The organism is Mesorhizobium sp. NPDC059025 (assembly GCF_042739655.1).
Classification (GTDB): Bacteria; Pseudomonadota; Alphaproteobacteria; order Rhizobiales; family Rhizobiaceae; genus Mesorhizobium.
The window spans coordinates 357,724-375,043 of sequence record NZ_JBHYIM010000001.1; the positions used below are offsets into that span (position 1 = coordinate 357,724).

General features: G+C 62.7%; 13 protein-coding genes and 1 riboswitch. Of the genes, 6 read left to right on the forward strand and 7 right to left on the reverse strand.

Annotated features, from left to right (window positions below; genetic code table 11):
- Window positions 1-2: 2 nt before the first annotated feature.
- Window positions 3-755: an endo alpha-1,4 polygalactosaminidase gene (locus ACFWYE_RS01660; RefSeq protein WP_379109176.1), complete on the forward strand. Its 753-nt coding sequence runs from the start codon at window positions 3-5 to the stop codon at window positions 753-755.
- Window positions 756-804: 49 nt separating this feature from the next.
- On the opposite strand, the gene ACFWYE_RS01665 is transcribed toward ACFWYE_RS01660, so the two are convergent.
- Both ACFWYE_RS01665 and parE read right to left on the reverse strand, forming a co-directional pair.
- A complete protein-coding gene (locus tag ACFWYE_RS01665) occupies window positions 805-2,865 on the reverse strand; it encodes an FUSC family protein (RefSeq protein ID WP_379109177.1) in 2,061 nt (686 codons plus the stop codon).
- 44 nt (window positions 2,866-2,909) lie between these two features.
- Window positions 2,910-4,976, reverse strand: coding sequence for a DNA topoisomerase IV subunit B (gene parE, locus ACFWYE_RS01670; RefSeq protein WP_379109178.1), 2,067 nt, complete (start codon window positions 4,974-4,976; stop codon window positions 2,910-2,912).
- A gap of 216 nt (window positions 4,977-5,192) precedes the next feature.
- Here parE and ACFWYE_RS01675 point away from each other — a divergent pair, with 216 nt between their 5' ends.
- Both ACFWYE_RS01675 and ACFWYE_RS01680 read left to right on the forward strand, forming a co-directional pair.
- On the forward strand, window positions 5,193-5,393 hold the full coding sequence (locus ACFWYE_RS01675) for a hypothetical protein (RefSeq protein WP_379109179.1): 201 nt from the start codon (window positions 5,193-5,195) through the stop codon (window positions 5,391-5,393).
- Window positions 5,393-6,364, forward strand: coding sequence for a diguanylate cyclase (locus tag ACFWYE_RS01680; protein ID WP_379109180.1), 972 nt, complete (start codon window positions 5,393-5,395; stop codon window positions 6,362-6,364). The genes ACFWYE_RS01675 and ACFWYE_RS01680 overlap by 1 nt, the downstream gene beginning before the upstream one ends.
- 150 nt (window positions 6,365-6,514) lie before the next feature.
- Here ACFWYE_RS01680 and gcvP read toward each other — a convergent pair whose 3' ends face one another.
- From gcvP to ald, 4 genes are all read right to left on the reverse strand, one after another.
- Window positions 6,515-9,328, reverse strand: a complete 2,814-nt coding sequence (gcvP, locus tag ACFWYE_RS01685) for an aminomethyl-transferring glycine dehydrogenase (RefSeq protein WP_379109182.1) — start codon at window positions 9,326-9,328, stop codon at window positions 6,515-6,517.
- 15 nt (window positions 9,329-9,343) lie between these two features.
- Window positions 9,344-9,712: a glycine cleavage system protein GcvH gene (gcvH, locus tag ACFWYE_RS01690; protein WP_101935430.1), complete on the reverse strand. Its 369-nt coding sequence runs from the start codon at window positions 9,710-9,712 to the stop codon at window positions 9,344-9,346.
- A 7-nt stretch (window positions 9,713-9,719) separates the two neighbouring features.
- Window positions 9,720-10,820 carry a glycine cleavage system aminomethyltransferase GcvT gene (gcvT, locus tag ACFWYE_RS01695; protein ID WP_379109184.1) on the reverse strand — a complete coding sequence of 367 codons (1,101 nt, stop codon included), beginning with the start codon at window positions 10,818-10,820 and terminating at the stop codon, window positions 9,720-9,722.
- Between the two features lie 154 nt (window positions 10,821-10,974).
- Window positions 10,975-11,061, reverse strand: a riboswitch (glycine riboswitch).
- 216 nt (window positions 11,062-11,277) lie between these two features.
- Window positions 11,278-12,393, reverse strand: a complete 1,116-nt coding sequence (ald, locus tag ACFWYE_RS01700) for an alanine dehydrogenase (RefSeq protein WP_129414695.1) — start codon at window positions 12,391-12,393, stop codon at window positions 11,278-11,280.
- Window positions 12,394-12,552: 159 nt separating this feature from the next.
- On the opposite strand from ald, the gene ACFWYE_RS01705 reads away from it, so the two are divergent.
- Both ACFWYE_RS01705 and ACFWYE_RS01710 read left to right on the forward strand, forming a co-directional pair.
- Complete coding sequence (locus ACFWYE_RS01705; protein WP_024924815.1) at window positions 12,553-13,026, forward strand: Lrp/AsnC family transcriptional regulator; 474 nt, start codon at window positions 12,553-12,555, stop codon at window positions 13,024-13,026.
- Between the two features lie 81 nt (window positions 13,027-13,107).
- A complete protein-coding gene (locus ACFWYE_RS01710) occupies window positions 13,108-14,370 on the forward strand; it encodes an NAD(P)/FAD-dependent oxidoreductase (RefSeq protein ID WP_379109186.1) in 1,263 nt (420 codons plus the stop codon).
- Here ACFWYE_RS01710 and ACFWYE_RS01715 read toward each other — a convergent pair.
- Entirely contained in the window at window positions 14,345-15,004 is a 660-nt protein-coding gene (locus ACFWYE_RS01715; protein ID WP_379109188.1) for a 5-formyltetrahydrofolate cyclo-ligase, read from the reverse strand. The two genes, ACFWYE_RS01710 and ACFWYE_RS01715, sit on opposite strands and share 26 nt — an antisense overlap.
- A gap of 232 nt (window positions 15,005-15,236) precedes the next feature.
- Between ACFWYE_RS01715 and ACFWYE_RS01720 the strand changes: the two genes are divergently transcribed.
- Window positions 15,237-17,216: a bifunctional 2',3'-cyclic-nucleotide 2'-phosphodiesterase/3'-nucleotidase gene (locus ACFWYE_RS01720; RefSeq protein ID WP_379109190.1), complete on the forward strand. Its 1,980-nt coding sequence runs from the start codon at window positions 15,237-15,239 to the stop codon at window positions 17,214-17,216.
- The last annotated feature ends 104 nt before the right edge of the window (window positions 17,217-17,320 follow it).

Here is a 17,320-nt window from a genome sequence, read left to right on the forward strand (position 1 = left end):
GGGTGGTCCGAACACTCAAGCCGCTTCCCTCCGATGCCGTGGCCGACTACCAGCTTGGCGGTGCCTATGATCCTCCGGCGGGAACCAATGTCGTCGTGCGCGACAGCACGGCTGCGCCGGCCCTTGGTTTGTACAACATATGCTACGTCAACGGTTTCCAGACACAGCCCAGCGTAGCGTGGCCGCCCCGGTTGCTGGTCAAGAACAGCAAGGGTAAGCCGCTGGTCGATCCGGATTGGCCGGATGAGCATCTGCTCGACATATCATCGGAGAAACTTCGGACCGCCGTGCTGGAGCGCCTGGCTGTCACCGTTGCCGACTGTGCCCGCGCGGGGTTCGACGCCGTCGAATTCGACAATCTGGATTCCTTCACGAGGTCGAAGGGCGCGCTCAAGCACAACGACGCTGTGGCCTTCGCAAAATTGCTGGTGCGTGCCGCGCACAAGCAGGGTCTCGCGGCAGGGCAGAAGAACACGCCCCAGCTTTCGGACGGCGAGCGAAAGCAGATCGGATTCGATTTCGCGGTATCCGAGGAGTGCCATCGCTACGACGAGTGCTCCGCATACACGCGGTTCTACGGCGACCAGGTCATCAACATCGAATATGTCGATGATCTTCGTGCATCTTTTGCCGATGTTTGCGGGGATCCCACGACGCCTCGCGACACCGTTCTTCGAGATCGTGCTCTCAAGCCCGCGCAGCGCGCAGGCTACCGCTACGATCATTGCGTTGAGCATCGGAGCGTCCGGCAATAGCCTGATCCGCCCGATGCCGCGACCAGCTCGAGTCGAACAGCCGGTGATCCTAGTCCTTGCGGAAGAAATCCGGATAGTCTTCGGCGGCAGCGGCAACGACGCGCAGTGATGCTGCGACGCGCAACGCGTCCGGCGTACCGGTCGCGGCAATCGCAGCCGCGTCCGCGCGCATGGCGGCGATGCTGGCAATCCAGGACTCATTCGGCATGCGTACGAGCAGATTGCGCGCCAATTGCCTTAGAAAATCGCTGACGTTCTGCGTCATGGCTGACGGCAGGCCGCCGGCTTTCTGGTCGATACGCAGGCGGAGCAGTTCCAACCCTACCATCACGGATGCAACGCTGCCGTCGAACAGGCCCTCGCTCTTGCGACCGGCCTGCTGTACCAGCGGCATCATCTGATTGACGCGGTCGTAGGCAAGGCTTTCGAAGGCCGAGCGGCGCGGTATGCGATCATGCAGGCACAGTCGTACCAGATCCTCGCGCATGGCGCCGGCGATGCGGCGTGCTGTGGCGATCGGGTCGACGGGCAATACCACCATGAACACGCCGATGGCGATCAGGATGCCGACCAGGACCGAAATCGAGCCGGCGAAGAAGGCGACGGGATCGTAGCTCATGCCTTGATGCGGATTGAGGAAGGCCAGGAAATTTATGGCGAAGGCGGTGGCGACGCCGACGAGCCGCGGGTTGGCCATGGCGAGAGCAGCAGGCACCAGTATGGGTACGACAAACAGCACGAACCAGCCAAAGCCCGGCAGGGCCGGCAAGGCAAGCTGGCCGACGACAAATGCAACGGGCAGCGCCAGCAACGTGCCTTTGAAGAACCCCCAGGAAACCTGGGCCGGATCCGGCCTGGACGCGAACAGGCTGGAGACGACAGCAACGAGGATCAATGTGCCGGCTGCCTCCGACCAGTGGGTGGCCAACCAGAAACTGGCCACAAGCATGGTGGCTACCGTGGCACGGATGGCGTTGCGCCAGGCCGCATGATGATCGCGATGCACGATCAGGGCCGGCTGACGGCGCTGTCGCATGGCTTTTTCCGTTGTCGGCCGCCGCACGGCATCGAGGCCGCGCAATACCTCGCGCAGCGATTGCGCAAATTCGCCGGCGACGGTGAGGCGGGTGATGGTTCCTACCGGATCTTCGCCTTCGCCTGCGGCGCTATCGGGAGCATGCAAGGCTTCGTTGGCAATCGTGGTGAGCCTTGCCTCCCAAAGCTTTGTGTTCTCGAGGGAATTCGGTGTGTCGACGAGCTCTCCGACAAGCGCCTTCAATTGTCCTCGGACCGGCAGGAGAGCGGCATTCTGCGGGGCAGCATGGGCATGCAGCATTCTCGCGGCAGACAGGGCGGAGAGCAGATGGCCGATGGTCCGCCGCACCGGGTGCGCGCGTGTCGCCACGCTTGGCGCTTCCAGCCGGGCATAGGCGCGCATTTCGCCCAGCGTCTGCGTGTCGGCGACCAGCTTGCGGTAAAGAGCGTCGAGCTTGGCCGGTTCCGCACCCGCGAAGGCGCCGCGGGTATAGGCGGCAAGATCGAGGATGCAGCGTTCCAGGCGCGCCGTGATCGCCGAGCCGGCGAGACGCGGCAGGATCAGCCGGCTGGTGATCGCCGCACAGGCGATGCCGAGGATGATCTCCTCGCAGCGGGCGACCGCGAGATCCGTGATCAGGTGCGGCTGGCCGAAGGCTGGCAGGCCGACGATCATCGCGGTGTAGCCGGCAAGTGCTGCGCCGTAGGCTTCCGGGTTGCGCAGCAGCGACGAGACGAGCGTGCAGAGGCCGATCCAGAGCGAAAGAACCGCGACAAAGAGCCAGGGGTTGCCACCGAAGGCGAATGTGAACCCCATGGCAGCCACGGCGCCGACAACCGTCCCGATCAGCCGGTAGAAGCCTTTCGCAAGCACCATGCCGGCGACCGGCTGGGCGACGATGAACACGGTCATCATTGCCCATTGCGGGTGCTCGAGCTTGAGGGCGTAGGCCGCCAAAAGCGCGATCAGCCCGGCCGACGTGGTGCGCAGCGCGAAAATCCAGTCCGAGCGGGTTGGCTGAAGCGAGCCGGCGAATGTCGTGCCGACCCATTCCTTCAGCTTCACCCAACTCACCACGTCATCTCCGCTCCCGGGGCGAAACCGCCAGCCGAATGCTCTCAAATGTCCAAGGCGTCAGCGGCTGCGAATTCGGCGCGCTCCTGGATGAACCTGAAGCGTGCCTCGGGCTTGGTACCCATCAACGCATCGACGGCATCCTTGGTCACGGTCTCTTCGTCCAGCACGTCGACCCGAAGCAAGGTACGCTTCCTCGGATCCATGGTGGTTTCCTTGAGCTGGCTCGCCATCATTTCGCCGAGACCTTTGAAGCGGCCGAGCTCGACCTTGCCGCGGCCGGTGAATTCGGTGCGCAGCAATTCGTCCTTGTGCGCGTCGTCGCGGGCATAGGCGATCTTGCCGCCCTGGCGCAGCGAATAGAGCGGCGGCACAGCCAGGAAGAGGTGACCGCCCCGGATAAGGTTGGGCATTTCCTGATAGAAGAAGGTGATCAGCAGCGAGGCGATGTGGGCACCGTCGACGTCGGCGTCGGTCATGATGATGACGCGGTCGTAGCGCAGGTCCTCATCGCGGTATTTCGAGCGCGTGCCGCAACCGAGCGCCTGGACGAGATCCGAAATCTGCTGGTTGGCGGCGAGCTTGTCGTTGCCTGCACTCGCGACGTTCAGGATCTTTCCACGCAGCGGCAGCACCGCCTGTATGGCTCGGTCACGCGCCTGCTTGGCCGAGCCACCGGCCGAGTCACCCTCGACGATGAACAGTTCCGCGCCCGCCGCCGCATTCTGCGTGCAGTCCGCGAGCTTACCGGGCAGGCGCAGCTTGCGGACGGCGCTCTTGCGCGACACTTCCTTTTCCTGGCGCCGGCGCACACGCTCGTCGGCGCGGGCGATCACCCAGTCGAGCAGTTTCGAGGCTTCCTGCGGATTGTCGGCCAGCCAATGGTCGAACGGGTCACGCAGCGCGGTTTCGACGATGCGCACCGCTTCAACCGTAGCCAGCTTGTCCTTGGTCTGGCCAACGAATTCCGGCTCGCGGATGAAAACCGAGAGCATGCCGGCGGCCGAAATCATCACGTCTTCCGAGGTGACGATGGACGCGCGCTTGTTGCCGACCAGATCGGCATAGGCGCGCAGGCCGCGCGTCAGCACGTTGCGGAAGCCCATTTCATGGGTGCCGCCTTCGCCGGTCGGGATGGTGTTGCAGTACGAGTTGAGGAAGCCGTCGCCGCCGTACCAGGTGACAGCCCATTCCACGGAGCCGTGGCCGCTCTGCTTCTCGCTTTTTCCCGTGAAGATTTCGCGCGTGACCTGCATCTCATCGCCGAGCGAAGCTTTCAGATAGTCACCGAGACCGCCAGGGAAATGGAATTCAGCCTTGGCCGGTGTCGGATCCTTGTCCTTGATCAGGGATGGATCGCACGACCAGCGAATGTTGACGCCGCCGAAGAGATAGGCCTTCGAGCGCGCCATCCGGTAGATACGGGCCGGTTCGAAATGCGCGCCCTTGCCGAAGATGTCGGGATCGGGATGGAAGCGGGTCCGTGTGCCGCGCCGATTCTGGACGTCGCCGAGGAATTCGAGCCCGCCTTGCGGGATGCCGCGCGAAAAGCGCTGGCGGTAGAGTTTGCGTCCGCGGGCGACCTCGACCTCAAGCTCGTCCGAAAGCGCATTGACCACCGAAACGCCGACGCCGTGCAGGCCGCCCGAGGTTTCATAAACCTTGGAATCGAACTTTCCGCCGGCATGAAGCGTGGTCATGATCACTTCCAGTGCCGACTTGTCCTTGAATTTGGGGTGCGGGTCGATCGGAATGCCGCGCCCGTTGTCGGTGACGGTGAGGAAGCCGTCGGCACCCAGTTCCACCTCGATGAAGGTTGCGTGGCCGGCGACTGCCTCGTCCATCGAATTGTCGATGACTTCGGCGAAGAGATGGTGCAGCGCTTTCTCATCGGTGCCACCGATGTACATGCCCGGCCGGCGTCTTACCGGTTCCAGTCCTTCCAGAACCTCGATATCGGCCGCGCTGTAGCCTTCGCTGCCATCCTTGGCGGCGCTGCTCTGGGTGCGCTTTGCAGCCTGCACGAGCGGATCCGCAGGGCGCGAACTGGCGCGTGGCTGTTGTTGTGGCTGCTTGTCCGGATTGCCGAAAAGATCGTCCATTTCGTCCATGCGCTTTGAAAACGAATCAGGGAGTGATACTGCCATGTTTTGTGGGCTGGATCACAGCGGTTCGTGTTCCGTTCATGGCTTGGGCGTGCTCTACTCCGAATGGAGACGTCTCGTAAACCATCTGGTGACTTTCTCCTGAGCGTTCGAGCCAGATTGCCGCAAAATGGGCGACGATTGCGTACAGTGTACGCTGTTGTGATAGCGGGGAAGCGAACGATGCTGGACTATCAGTCCTTGCTTCTGGCAGCAGCATTGTCCGGCACATGTCTCAGCATAACCATGCTGGTAATCTGGAGCGCGATGCGCCAGAACCACTACTTCCTGACGGCCGCCGTCGGCCTGATCGTTATTGCCGCGCATGTCATCGCCTTCTGGCGCTACACCAGCGATCCGCACCATGGATCGGCGCATTGCTGATGGCACTGCTGCCCAGCGGCTTCGCGCTGATCCTTGTCGCCGCCGGTCAGTTCTATGGTCACTTCCGTATTGCGCGCAGGGTCCTGGCAGTGATTGCGGCCTCTGTCCTGTCCACGACGCTCCTGATGATGGTAGGTCTCGATGGCCTCGCCTTCATGGTCGAATATGCCTTCGCCACGGCGCTTCTGGTGTGGATCGGCTGGCTTTTCTGGCAGGCCCGCGAGGAGTTTCCGGCTCTCATTACCTTGATGACCGCGCTCTTTGCGATCTGTGCAGCCTCGTTTGCCTTGTGCGGCCTGGTGCTTCTGTTCAACGGAAGCTGGGTGCTGGGCAAGGCTCCCGACAATTGGGCGGAGCGTATCAACATCATCGTTTCGGTGGCCTGTCTCACCGCGCTCGGTGCGCTTCCGATGACCATGCACAATCTGCGGATGGCTGCCCGGCATCGCAGCGAGGCATTGACCGATCCGCTGACCGGCCTGCAGAACCGCCGTGCCTTGATGGATGGCTATCCCGACAGGGCATTCGGCGAAGACCTAGCGGTCGTGATGTTCGATCTCGACCATTTCAAGAATACCAATGATGTCTACGGCCATTCCATCGGGGATGAGGTGCTGAAGCGCTTCGCGGATGTCATCAGAATGAACTTGCGAGCCGGAGACAGCGCATTCCGCCTCGGTGGCGAGGAGTTCGCGCTGGTGATCGCGCGTGTCGAAGGCAACTATGTCGAGGCTGCGGCACGCAGCATCCTGGCGGACCTCGCCGGACAGGAGATCCATACGCAAGCCGGTGTGCTGCGTTGCACGGTCAGCGCAGGCGTCGCGTTCGGTTCGATGAAGAGGGCGACATTGACAGAGATGCTGACCCGGGCCGACCGTGCTCTTTACCAGGCCAAACGCGCCGGCCGTAACAGGGTCGTCGTCGATGGCTGGATCACAGAGCAGGCGCGCCGGCCGGCGCTGCGCGCCTAGAGCGTTTTCATTCCTGGGAACGCGGAACGTTCCAGCTTTGGTCGTTGCACATTCTGGGCGCAGAACCGCTGCACACTTTTGCAGGAATTGCTCCAAGAACCCCTCGCAACAAGGTTGCGAGGGGTTCTTGGATGGTCTGATTGCGGTGCCTTATTCGGCAGCGCCGAGATATTCCGACAGCGGCGGGCATGAGCAGACCAGGTTGCGGTCACCCGCGACATTGTCGATGCGGGACACCGGTGGCCAGTATTTGGCAGCGGTATCCGGATCTGCTGCAGGGTAGGCGGCCTCCATCCGCGAATAAGGATGAGCCCAATCGCCGGCAAGTGTCTCGGTTGCCGTGTGCGGAGCATTGACCAGAGGATTGTCTTCCTTCGGCCATTCACCGCTGGCAACCTTGCCGGCCTCGGTGGCGATCGAGATCATTGCTTCGCAGAACCGGTCGAGCTCGTGCTTGGGCTCGGATTCGGTCGGCTCCACCATCAACGTGCCCGCCACCGGCCACGACATGGTCGGCGCATGGAAGCCGTAGTCGATGAGGCGCTTGGCGACGTCGTCGACGGTGATGCCGGCGCTGTCCTTCAGTACGCGGGTGTCGAGGATGCATTCATGCGCGACGCGGCCGTTGCTGCCCTTGTAGAGCACCGGATAATGCGCCTCGAGCCGCTTGGCGATGTAGTTGGCCGACAGGATCGCTGCCTCCGTCGCCTGCTTGAGGCCCTGAGCACCCATCATGCGGATATACATCCAGGTGATCGGCAGGATCGATGCGCTGCCGTAAGGCGCTGCCGAGACCGGGTATTCCGTGCCAAGGTCGATGTGGCCGGGCAGGAATGGTGCCAGGTGCGACCTGACGCCGATCGGACCGACGCCGGGCCCGCCACCGCCATGCGGGATGCAGAAGGTCTTGTGCAGGTTCATGTGGCAGACGTCGCCGCCGATGTCACCCGGACGGGCGAGACCGACCAGCGCATTGAGGTTGGCGCCGTCGAGATAGACCTGTCCGCCATTGTCGTGGATGAGCTGGCACAATTCCTTCACCCCTTCCTCGAACACGCCATGCGTCGAAGGATAGGTGATCATCAGGGCGGAAAGGTTGGCGGCATGGGCGGCCACCTTGGCGCGCATGTCCTCCATGTCGATGTCGCCGCTTTCCATGCAGCGCACCACCACAACTTCCATTCCCGCCATAGCCGCGCTGGCCGGATTGGTGCCGTGCGCGGAGGAGGGGATGAGGCAGATGTTGCGGTGTGATTCGTCGCGCGAGGCGTGGTAGCGGCGGATGGCCAGCAGGCCGGCATATTCGCCCTGGCTGCCTGCGTTCGGCTGCAGCGAAACCGCCTGGAAACCGGTGATTTCCGCCAGCCAGCGTTCAAGATCGTCGGTCATCGCCTTGTAGCCCTTGGAATGGGCCTTCGGCGCGAACGGATGCATGTTGGCGACGCTCGGCCAACTGACCGGGATCATCTCTGCGGCGGCGTTGAGCTTCATGGTGCAGGAACCGAGCGGGATCATGGTGCGGTCCAGCGCCAGATCCTTGTCTGCCAGCTTGCGCAGGAAGCGCATCATGTCGGTCTCGGAGCGGTTTTGATGGAAGACCGGCTGCGACAGGAAACCCTTCGCGGTGCGAGGCTTGCCAGGCAGGACGCGCTCCGCCTTTGCGGAAACCTCGGCACCGAACAGTGCGGCGATCGCCTGCAGGTCTGCTTCGGTCGAGGTCTCGTCAAAGCAGATGCCGACCAGGTCGTCGTTCACCATGCGCAGCAGGCGTCCATCGGCCTGAGCTTCCTTGGCCTTCGCCTTGGCTTGGCCCTTCAGTTCGACCGTCACCGTGTCGAAACGGCTGTTGCCGAGGACAGTGTGCCCCTTGGCCTTCAGAGCCGCGGCCAGTCGCGCCGTCAGACCATGAACGTGCTCGGCAATGGCCTGCAGGCCCTCCGGACCATGCCAGATCGCATAGGCCGTTGCCATGTTGGCCAGCAGCGCCTGCGCGGTGCAGATGTTGGAGGTCGCCTTGTCGCGGCGGATGTGCTGCTCGCGTGTCTGCAGGGCGAGGCGGAAGCCGGGCCGCCCCTTGGTGTCGACCGACTGACCGACCAGGCGGCCAGGCATCAGGCGGGTCAGTTTGTCTGAGACGGCGCAGTAGGCTGCGTGCGGACCGCCGAAGCCGATCGGCACGCCGAAGCGCTGCATGGAACCGACAGCGATGTCGGCGCCGAGACTGGCCGGCGTGTCGCTGACGGCCAGAGCCAGCGGGTCGGCGACGAAGATGACGACCGCGCCTGCGGCCTTTGCCTCGGCGATCTTGCCCGAATGGTCGCCATAGACGCCGTAGGTATCCGGCCAGGCGACGACGAGCGCTGCAGTGTTTTCGTCGATGGTGTCGCCGTCGACCTCGATACCGAGCGGCTCGGCACGGGTGACAACGACATCACGGGTCTGCGGATGCAGCTTGCCGGCGAAGGCTACCTTGACGCGTTTGTCGCGGTGATGGCGGAAAGCCATGCCGACTGCTTCGGCAAGCGCAGTCGCCTCATCCAGCAGCGAGGCTGATGCCACCGGCAGGCCGGTCAACTCCGTCACCAGCGTCTGGAAATTGAACAGCATCTCCAGGCGACCCTGGCTGATCTCGGCCTGGTAAGGCGTATAGGCGGTGTACCAGGCCGGATTCTCGAACAGGTTGCGCAGGATCACCGGCGGTGTGTGCGTGCCGTGATAGCCGAGGCCGACGAAGCTCTTCAGAACGACGTTGGTCGACATCTTTTCGGCGAGTTCGGCCAGGGCTTCCGCCTCTGAAGCGGCAGCCGGCAAGTCGAGCGGGCGGTCGAGCCGGATCGACTTCGGCACGGCCTGCGAGATCAGTGTTTCCACGGAAGGTACGCCGATCGTCGCCAGCATGGAGCGGGCATCGGTTACGCTCGGGCCAATGTGCCGGGCGGAAAAAGGATAGGGAGCAGCGGTCATGGTTTCACGTCCTGCTTAGCCGATATGGGCTTTGTAACCGGCTTCATCGAGAAGTCCGGCAAGCTGGCCCTCATCGGCGAGCTTCATCTTCCAGAGCCAGCCATCAGTGGTGGCAGCGGAGTTGACCAGCGCCGGGTCGCCCGACAGCGCGCCGTTCACTTCGGTGATCTCGCCATCGAGCGGTGCGTAGACGTCCGAAGCCGCCTTGACCGACTCGACGACGACAGCTGTGTCACCCTTGGCGAGCTTGCGGCCGACTTCCGGCAGGTCGACGAACACCAGATCGCCGAGCTGTTCCTGGGCATAGTCGGTGATGCCGACGGTAGCGACGTTGCCGTCGACGCTCAGCCACTCGTGATCTTCGGTGAAATAGGTCTTGGCCATGTGCAAATCATCCTTTGCGGTAACGGTGAGGCGTGAAGGGAAGGGCGCTGACCTCGACCGGAACCCTGGTTCCGCGAACGTCGGCGAACAGCTTGGTGCCGGCTTTGGCCAGCGGAGTGGAGACGTAACCCATGGCGACCGGGTGGCCAGCCGACGGGCCAAAACCGCCGGAGGTGACGGTGCCGGCCGGATTGCCGTCGGCATCGAACAAGGCGGCGCCGCCGCGTACTGGCTGGCGGCCTTCGGGCTTCAGGCCGACGCGCTTCCGGGAGGCACCCTTTTCGACGATGGCCCGCAGCGCTTCGGCGCCGATGAAGGTCCCGGACGCGCGGATTTCCTTCGGCACCGCCCACATCAAGGCGCCGCTTGCCGGATCCGTATCCGGGCTGATGTCGTTGCCGTGCAGGCAAAGGCCTGCTTCCAGCCGCAGGCTGTCGCGGGCGGCAAGGCCGATCCACATGGAGCGCTCGTCAGCCAGCAACTGACCGACCAATGCGCGCGCGTCGGCTTCCGGCAGGCCGATCTCGAAGCCGTCCTCACCTGTATAGCCGGAGCGGCTCATGAACCAGTTTGGCCTGGGCTCAAAACCATGCATGAAAGTGAGTGAACTGCCGTCGACGCCTGCTTTCGCCAGGACGGCCTCGGCCTCGGGTCCCTGGATGGCGAGGAAGACACGGTCGAGCGGTTCGACCTTTGCGTCGAAATCCTTGGCCAGCGCCTTGAGATGCGCCTCGTCGGCAACCGCATTGCCGGCATTGGCGACGACCATGAAGCGGTCGGCGCCCAGCCGGGTGACGATCAGGTCGTCGAGGATACCGGCCTGGTCATTCAGGAAGAAGGTGAGCTTGGACTGCGAGACCTCAAGCGCCTCGGCGTCGATCGGGCAGGCGCGGTTGAGCAGGGCAGAGGCCCCGGCGCCGCTTACTGCAAACAGTTTCATATGCGAGATGTCGAACAGGCCGACATGCTCGCGTGTGTGCTGATGTTCCTTCATGACGCCGGCCGGATAGGTCAGCGGCATGGACCAGCCGGCAAAGGCACCGAATTTGGCGCCCGCAGCCTGATGCAGATCTTCGAGTGGAAGGGTCTTGGTGTCTTCGCCCGTCATGTCTTCTCCAGAGCAGCACAATGATCGGCCGCTGGATGCGACCGCTCCGTGCCCCTCTGTCTGAAGCCTGAGAGACTCGCGCCCCGGAACCCTGTCGGAAGCGCTTACACCTTCGGCGCGAGGGTTTTGGTGCCCTCGACTTTCCAGAGTGTCTTTCCCGTCTACGGTTCTTTTGCCTGAGAGATTTCGGGCGATTTCCCCTTCGGCGGCAGCTTTCGCTGCTCTCTCCCGCAAACAGGTGAGGCCCCTCGCGAAGCCTCAGACGACTCATCCTTAGCTCGACCGCGACGGATTGTCACCTCTCCGCGACAGATTTTGTCGAGGCTTGAAACATCCCCGGCAGCCTTTGCACGGGAACGTGATTGCGCGAGCCTGCCGTTGCGCAAAAAAGAACCGCCGGAACGAGAACGCTCCGGCGGCATTGGGAGGACATCAGAACGGCGTTCGCCGTTGGTAACTAGGCGGCGAGGACGGCCTTCGGCTCGACCATCTCGTAGCCGAGCGCTTCGGCGACGGCTTTGTTGGTGATCTTGCCCTTGTGGACATTGAGGCCGTTGCGCAGGTGGTGGTCATCGAGGATGGCCTTCAGGCCCTTGTCTGCAAGTTGCAGGCCATAGTGAAGGGTGGCGTTGTTCAGCGCATGCGCCGATGTGACCGGCACGGCGCCGGGCATGTTGGCCACGCAATAGTGGATGATGTCGTCAACCACATAGGTCGGTTCGGCGTGCGTGGTGGCATGCGAGGTCTCGAAACAGCCACCCTGGTCGATGGCGACATCAACGAGCACCGCGCCCTTCTTCATGCCCGACAGCATTTCGCGCGTGACAAGCTTCGGGGCAGCCGCGCCCGGAATCAGCACGGCACCGACTATGATATCGGCCGAGAAGCATTCTTCCTCCAGTGCCTCGACGGTCGAATAGCGGGTGTGCACGCGGCCGCCGAAAATGTCGTCGAGATAACGCAGGCGCGGGATCGAGCGGTCGAGGATGGTGACGTCAGCGCCAAGGCCTGCCGCCATCTTGGCCGCATGGAGGCCAACAACGCCGCCGCCGATGACTGCGACCTTGCCCGGCAGCACGCCCGGCACGCCACCGAGCAGCACGCCTCGGCCGCCATTGGCCTTCTGCAGCGCGGTCGCGCCGGCCTGGATCGACAGGCGCCCGGCGACCTCGGACATCGGCGCCAGCAGCGGCAGGCCGCCGCGGTCGTCGGTCACGGTTTCATAAGCGACCGCGGTAACGCCGGACGCGAGCAGACCCTTGGTCTGTTCCGGATCGGGAGCAAGATGGAGATAGGTATAGAGGATCTGACCTTCGCGCAGCTGCACCCATTCGTTCGGCTGCGGCTCCTTGACCTTCACGATCATGTCGGACTTGGCGAACACGTCCGCTGCGGTCTTGGCGATGGCTGCGCCTGCCGCGCGGTATGCATTGTCGTCGGCGCCGATGCCGGCACCCGCGCCGGTCTCGACCAGCACTTCATGGCCGTGGGCGACATATTCGCGGACCGAGCCGGGCGTCAGGCCGACCCGGTATTCATGGTTCTTGATTTCCTTGGGGCAACCGACGCGCATGGTGAGTGATCTCCTCTTGGTCCTGGCGGACCTTCTCCCTGTAAGAGCAACAGTGAACCACCAATCGGGTTGCATGTGTTTGCGAATGCGCTTGCCGATAAGGGCTGTATTCGTTAATCGTTGCGCGGAACCATCACTTTTTCGCAGGAAGTGCGAAGAATGCCACTCGACAAGATTGATATCGCTATTCTCGACACGCTTCAGAAGGATGGCAGGATACCGAATGCGGCACTTGCCGAAAGGGTTGGCCTGTCGCAGTCAGCCTGCTCGCGCCGGCTCGACAATCTGGAGAAATCCGGTGCCATTCGCGGCTATCATGCGCGCCTGTCGAACGCCGCGCTTGGCCATCAAATGACAGCCATCGTGCATATATCGCTGTCCGGCCAGTTCGAGAAGACGCTTTCGGATTTCGAAACGGCGATCAAACGATGCCCGAACGTGCTTTCCTGCCATCTGATGTCCGGCGAATACGACTATATCCTGCGCATCGCGGCGCGCGATCTGGCCGACTATGAGCGCATCCACAAGGAATGGCTGTCGGCCATGCCACATGTGACGAAGATTAACTCCTCCTTTGCATTGCGCGAAATCGTCGACCGCACGGCGATGGGTCTGAAGCCGGAAATGGCATAGCTGGCGGTCTGAATTTCGGTACTGCTTGAAATTCCGTGTTTGCGCCCGCATGTTTGCTGCAATGCACAAGAAGGTATTGCGATGAACAGCGAGCCTCATCATGTGGTCGTGGTCGGCGCCGGTTTCGGCGGCCTGGAGTTCGTCAGGGCGACCGGCAAGGCGCCGGTGCGGGTGACGCTGATCGACCAGCGCAATCATCATCTCTTCCAGCCGCTGCTTTACCAGGTCGCGACGACCTCGCTGGCGACCTCGGAGATTGCCTGGCCGGTACGGCATCTTGTGCGTCGCGAGCCCGCGGTGACAACGCTTCTGGCAACAGTCAGCGGTATCGACAAGGACGCCAAACGGGTTCTGCTGGCCGACGGCAGCAGCATCGCCTACGACACGCTGGTGCTGGCGACAGGAGCGCGGCACGCCTATTTCGGTCACGACGAGTGGGAGGAATTCGCGCCTGGGCTGAAGACGCTGGAGGATGCGACCACGATCCGCCGGCGGATGCTGCTCGCCTTCGAGCGGGCCGAACGCGAAACCGACTCGGCGATACGCCAGGCCTTGCTCACCTTCATCATCATCGGTGGCGGTCCGACCGGCGTCGAACTGGCCGGAACGATCGCGGAGCTCGCGCACGCCACGTTGCGCGGAGAATTCCGCAACATCGATACCCGTGACACCAAGGTTGTTCTCATCGAGGCTGGCGAACGCATCCTGCCGGCGTTCCGGCCCGATCTGTCGGCCTACGCCAAATCCGCGCTGGAGCGACTCGGCGTGACCGTCCAGCTGGGGCGTCCAGTCTCGGCCTGTGACGCGGAAGGCGTGGTGTTCGGCGATCAGCGGCTGGATGCACGCACGATCATATGGGCGGCTGGCGTTGCAGCCTCGCCAGCGGCGCAATGGCTGGGCGCGGAAGCCGACAGAGCGGGCAGGGTGGTTGTCGAAGACGATCTTACCGTGCCAGGCCATCCCGAGATCTTTGTCGTCGGCGACACTGCGCTGGCAAAGCGCGGCGATGGCCGTCCCGTGCCCGGCATAGCTCCAGCCGCGAAACAGGCGGGACGTCATGTCGCCGCAACGCTGAAGAGCAGGTTGGCCGGAGACAATGCGAGACGACCGTTCATCTATAGACATCAGGGTGATCTCGCGACGATCGGCAAGCGTGCCGCGGTCATCGATTTCGGTCGGTTCAGTGTGACAGGATGGCTGGCCTGGTGGCTGTGGGGCATAGCCCACATCTTCTTCCTGATCGGCCTGCGAAACCGGATCGCGGTGGCGCTGAGCTGGCTATGGATCTATACAACCGGCCAGCGGAGCGCCCGGCTTATCACCCAGGGGTCGCAATCTCCGTGACCACGGCATCCATCGGGATGTCGTGCGGCTGTGGATAAATGGTCGGGATGCGCTGCAGCTCATAGCCAATGCCGATCACCAATGGCTTGCGTGGCAACGCGGCAAGCGTGCGGTCGAAGAAGCCGCCGCCGTAACCCAGCCGATAGTTTTCGGGGTCAATGCCGACGATCGGCGAGATGACCACGTCGGGAACGACCGGATCGCCTTCAGCCGGGATCGGGATGTTCCAGACGCCACGCTCCAGTCTGTCGCCATGCCTGTAGGCGCGGAAGATCAACGGTTGGCCTTTGTCGACAACGATGGGCAATGCGGTGCGTCCGCCACGCTCATTCACACTGTCCATCCAGCCGCGCAGGTCCGGCTCGCCACGGAAGGGCCAGTAAAGACTGATCATTTTGCCGGCAACATTGCCGATCGCGGCGTCAAGCCCCTCGGCAATGCGCCCGGCCATTGTCGTGCGGACATCGGCAGAGATGGCCAGCCGCGCAGCAATCAGCCTTTCGCGCTCGGCCTTGCGCCAACGCCGTACATCGCTCCAATCGGACAGTGCCTGCTGAAAGGCCGGATCGAGTTCGTGCATGAAACAGGGTGGCGAGGCGTATTGCGCCGGTGTTGTCTCGTCATTGTCGCTCATGCCGATCTTCCCGTGTCGATCGTTCGCCCACAAAGCCTATGCCCGAGAGTACACGCAGGTTTGTCGTATTACGACATATCTATATTGGGGAAGGTCGTATTTCTCGGCCTTTCGTCGCATGAGCGTCATGCGAGCCTGCTGGACTTGGGACGCTTTTGGCGCAAGATTTGCTGGCGCTCGATTGGCGCTGGGCGACGGGGAAGCAGAAACGCTAGCGAAGAGATCATCCATCATGTCCGAACCGCTCCTGCCGATATCCCGCCGCGCGCTGCTTCGGGGGGCAGCCGCAACCGGAGCATTGATCATGCTGCATCCGTTTTCGGCGCGGGCCGCTGCCAACCAGGCCCATCTCAGGATCATGGAGACCACCGACATCCATGTGAACCTGCTGCCCTACGATTACTACGCCGACAAAGCGAATGACACGCTCGGCCTGTCCCGCACCGCGTCGCTGATCGACGCCGTGCGCAAGGAGGCGGTCAATTCGATGCTGGTCGACAATGGCGATCTGCTGCAGGGCAGCCCGATGGGCGACTTCGTCGCCTATGAGCGAGGCATGAAAGACGGTGACGTCCACCCCGTCATGAAGGGCATGAACCTCTTGGACTACTCCTGCTCGACACTGGGCAATCATGAGTTCAACTACGGGCTTTCCTTCCTCGACAAGGTGCTGGCGGGAGCCAATTTTCCGTTTGTCTGCGCCAACCTGATCCGGGGCACCGAAAAGGCCGCCAATCCACGCGACGACAAGCTCTACCTCAAGCCATATCTGATCCTGGACAGGACGCTGAAGGACGGGGCGGGCGCCGAACATCCGATCAAGATCGGCGTGATCGGCTTCGTGCCGCCGCAGATCCTGGTGTGGGATGCCAAGAACCTCGCCGGCAACGTGGTTACACGCGACATCGTCGAGGCTGCCAGGGCCTGGGTGCCGCAGATCAAGGAGGAGGGCGCCGACATCGTCATCGCGCTTTCGCATTCCGGCATCGATACGAAGCAGGCCGAGATGATGGAGAATGCGTCGTTCTTCGTGGCCGGAGTGGAGGGGATCGATGCCGTCTTCACCGGTCACCAGCATCTGGTCTTTCCCGGCAGGAAGGATTTCCAGAAACTTGCCGGCGTCGACGCGGAAAAGGGTACGCTGCAGGGTAAGCCAGCCGTGATGGCAGGGTTCTGGGGCTCGCATATGGGGCTGATCGACCTGCTGCTCGAACGCGACGGCGGCAAATGGCGGGTGGTTTCGGCGACGTCGGAGGCGCGGCCGATTTTCGAGCGTGTGGACAACAAGAACAAGGCGATCGTCGAGGACGTGAAGAGCGTGGTCGACGCGCTAAAGGTGGACCACGAGGCGACGCTCGCCTATGTGCGCCGCCCGGTCGGCAAGACGTCCGCGCCGCTCTATTCCTATTTCGCGCTGGTGGCTGACGACCCCTCCGTGCAGATCGTCAGCCAGGCGCAGAGCTGGTATCTGAAGGATATCCTCAAGGGCACGCAATGGAAGGACCTGCCGCTGCTTTCGGCGGCCGCGCCTTTCAAGGCTGGCGGCCGCGGCGGCGCCGACTATTATACCGACGTGCCCGCTGGCGACATTGCCATCAAGAACGTCGCCGACCTTTATCTCTATCCCAATACGGTGCGCGCCGTGGAGATCACCGGCGCGCAGGTGAAGGAATGGCTCGAGATGTCGGCAGGCCTCTTCAGGCACATCGAACCCGGCAAGGCAGACCAGCCGCTGATCAACACGGATTTTCCGTCCTACAATTTCGATGTTATCGATGGGGTCAGTTATCGCATCGACCTGTCGCAGCCACCGAAATACGATGCCAAGGGCAATGTCATCAATGGCGGCTCCAGCCGTATCAAGGACCTGATATTTGACGGGAAGGCGATCGATCCGGCGCAGAAATTCGTCGTCGCCACAAACAATTATCGCGCTGGTGGCGGCGGCAATTTCCCCGAGATCGACCAGAGCAAGGTGATCTACGAGGCGCCCGATACCAATCGCGACGTGATCGTGCGCTACATCGTGGCCGAAGGCACCATCAACCCGTCAGCGGATGGCAACTGGTCGTTCGTGCCGTTGCCGCAGACCAGCGTGGTGTTCGAAACAGGGGCCAAGGCGAAGGATTTCATCAGCCAGGTCAAGACGTTGAAGATCGAGCCGGCCGGCGAGGGCGAAAACGGCTTCTCCAGATATCGCATCCTGCTCTGATGCTCGGAACAGCTCCACGGCCGCTTCGGCCAGAGCGTTTTCGTTTCTCACGGAAACGCTCTGGCTTTTTGTTTTTACGCAATTCCGGACGGAAAACCGTTACA

Bases quoted from the DNA above. Each gene is read 5' to 3' on its own strand.
- gcvH (WP_101935430.1), bottom strand. From the start codon at position 9,712: ATGGCCAAGACCTATTTCACCGAAGATCACGAGTGGCTGAGCGTCGAC.
- ACFWYE_RS01715 (WP_379109188.1), bottom strand. From the start codon at position 15,004: ATGAGCGACAATGACGAGACAACACCGGCGCAATACGCCTCGCCACCC.
- gcvT (WP_379109184.1), bottom strand. From the start codon at position 10,820: ATGACGGGCGAAGACACCAAGACCCTTCCACTCGAAGATCTGCATCAG.
- ACFWYE_RS01675 (WP_379109179.1), top strand. From the start codon at position 5,193: ATGCTGGACTATCAGTCCTTGCTTCTGGCAGCAGCATTGTCCGGCACA.
- gcvP (WP_379109182.1), bottom strand. From the start codon at position 9,328: ATGACCGCTGCTCCCTATCCTTTTTCCGCCCGGCACATTGGCCCGAGC.
- ald (WP_129414695.1), bottom strand. From the start codon at position 12,393: ATGCGCGTCGGTTGCCCCAAGGAAATCAAGAACCATGAATACCGGGTC.
- ACFWYE_RS01710 (WP_379109186.1), top strand. From the start codon at position 13,108: ATGAACAGCGAGCCTCATCATGTGGTCGTGGTCGGCGCCGGTTTCGGC.
- ACFWYE_RS01680 (WP_379109180.1), top strand. From the start codon at position 5,393: ATGGCACTGCTGCCCAGCGGCTTCGCGCTGATCCTTGTCGCCGCCGGT.
- ACFWYE_RS01720 (WP_379109190.1), top strand. From the start codon at position 15,237: ATGTCCGAACCGCTCCTGCCGATATCCCGCCGCGCGCTGCTTCGGGGG.
- ACFWYE_RS01705 (WP_024924815.1), top strand. From the start codon at position 12,553: ATGCCACTCGACAAGATTGATATCGCTATTCTCGACACGCTTCAGAAG.
- parE (WP_379109178.1), bottom strand. From the start codon at position 4,976: ATGGACGAAATGGACGATCTTTTCGGCAATCCGGACAAGCAGCCACAA.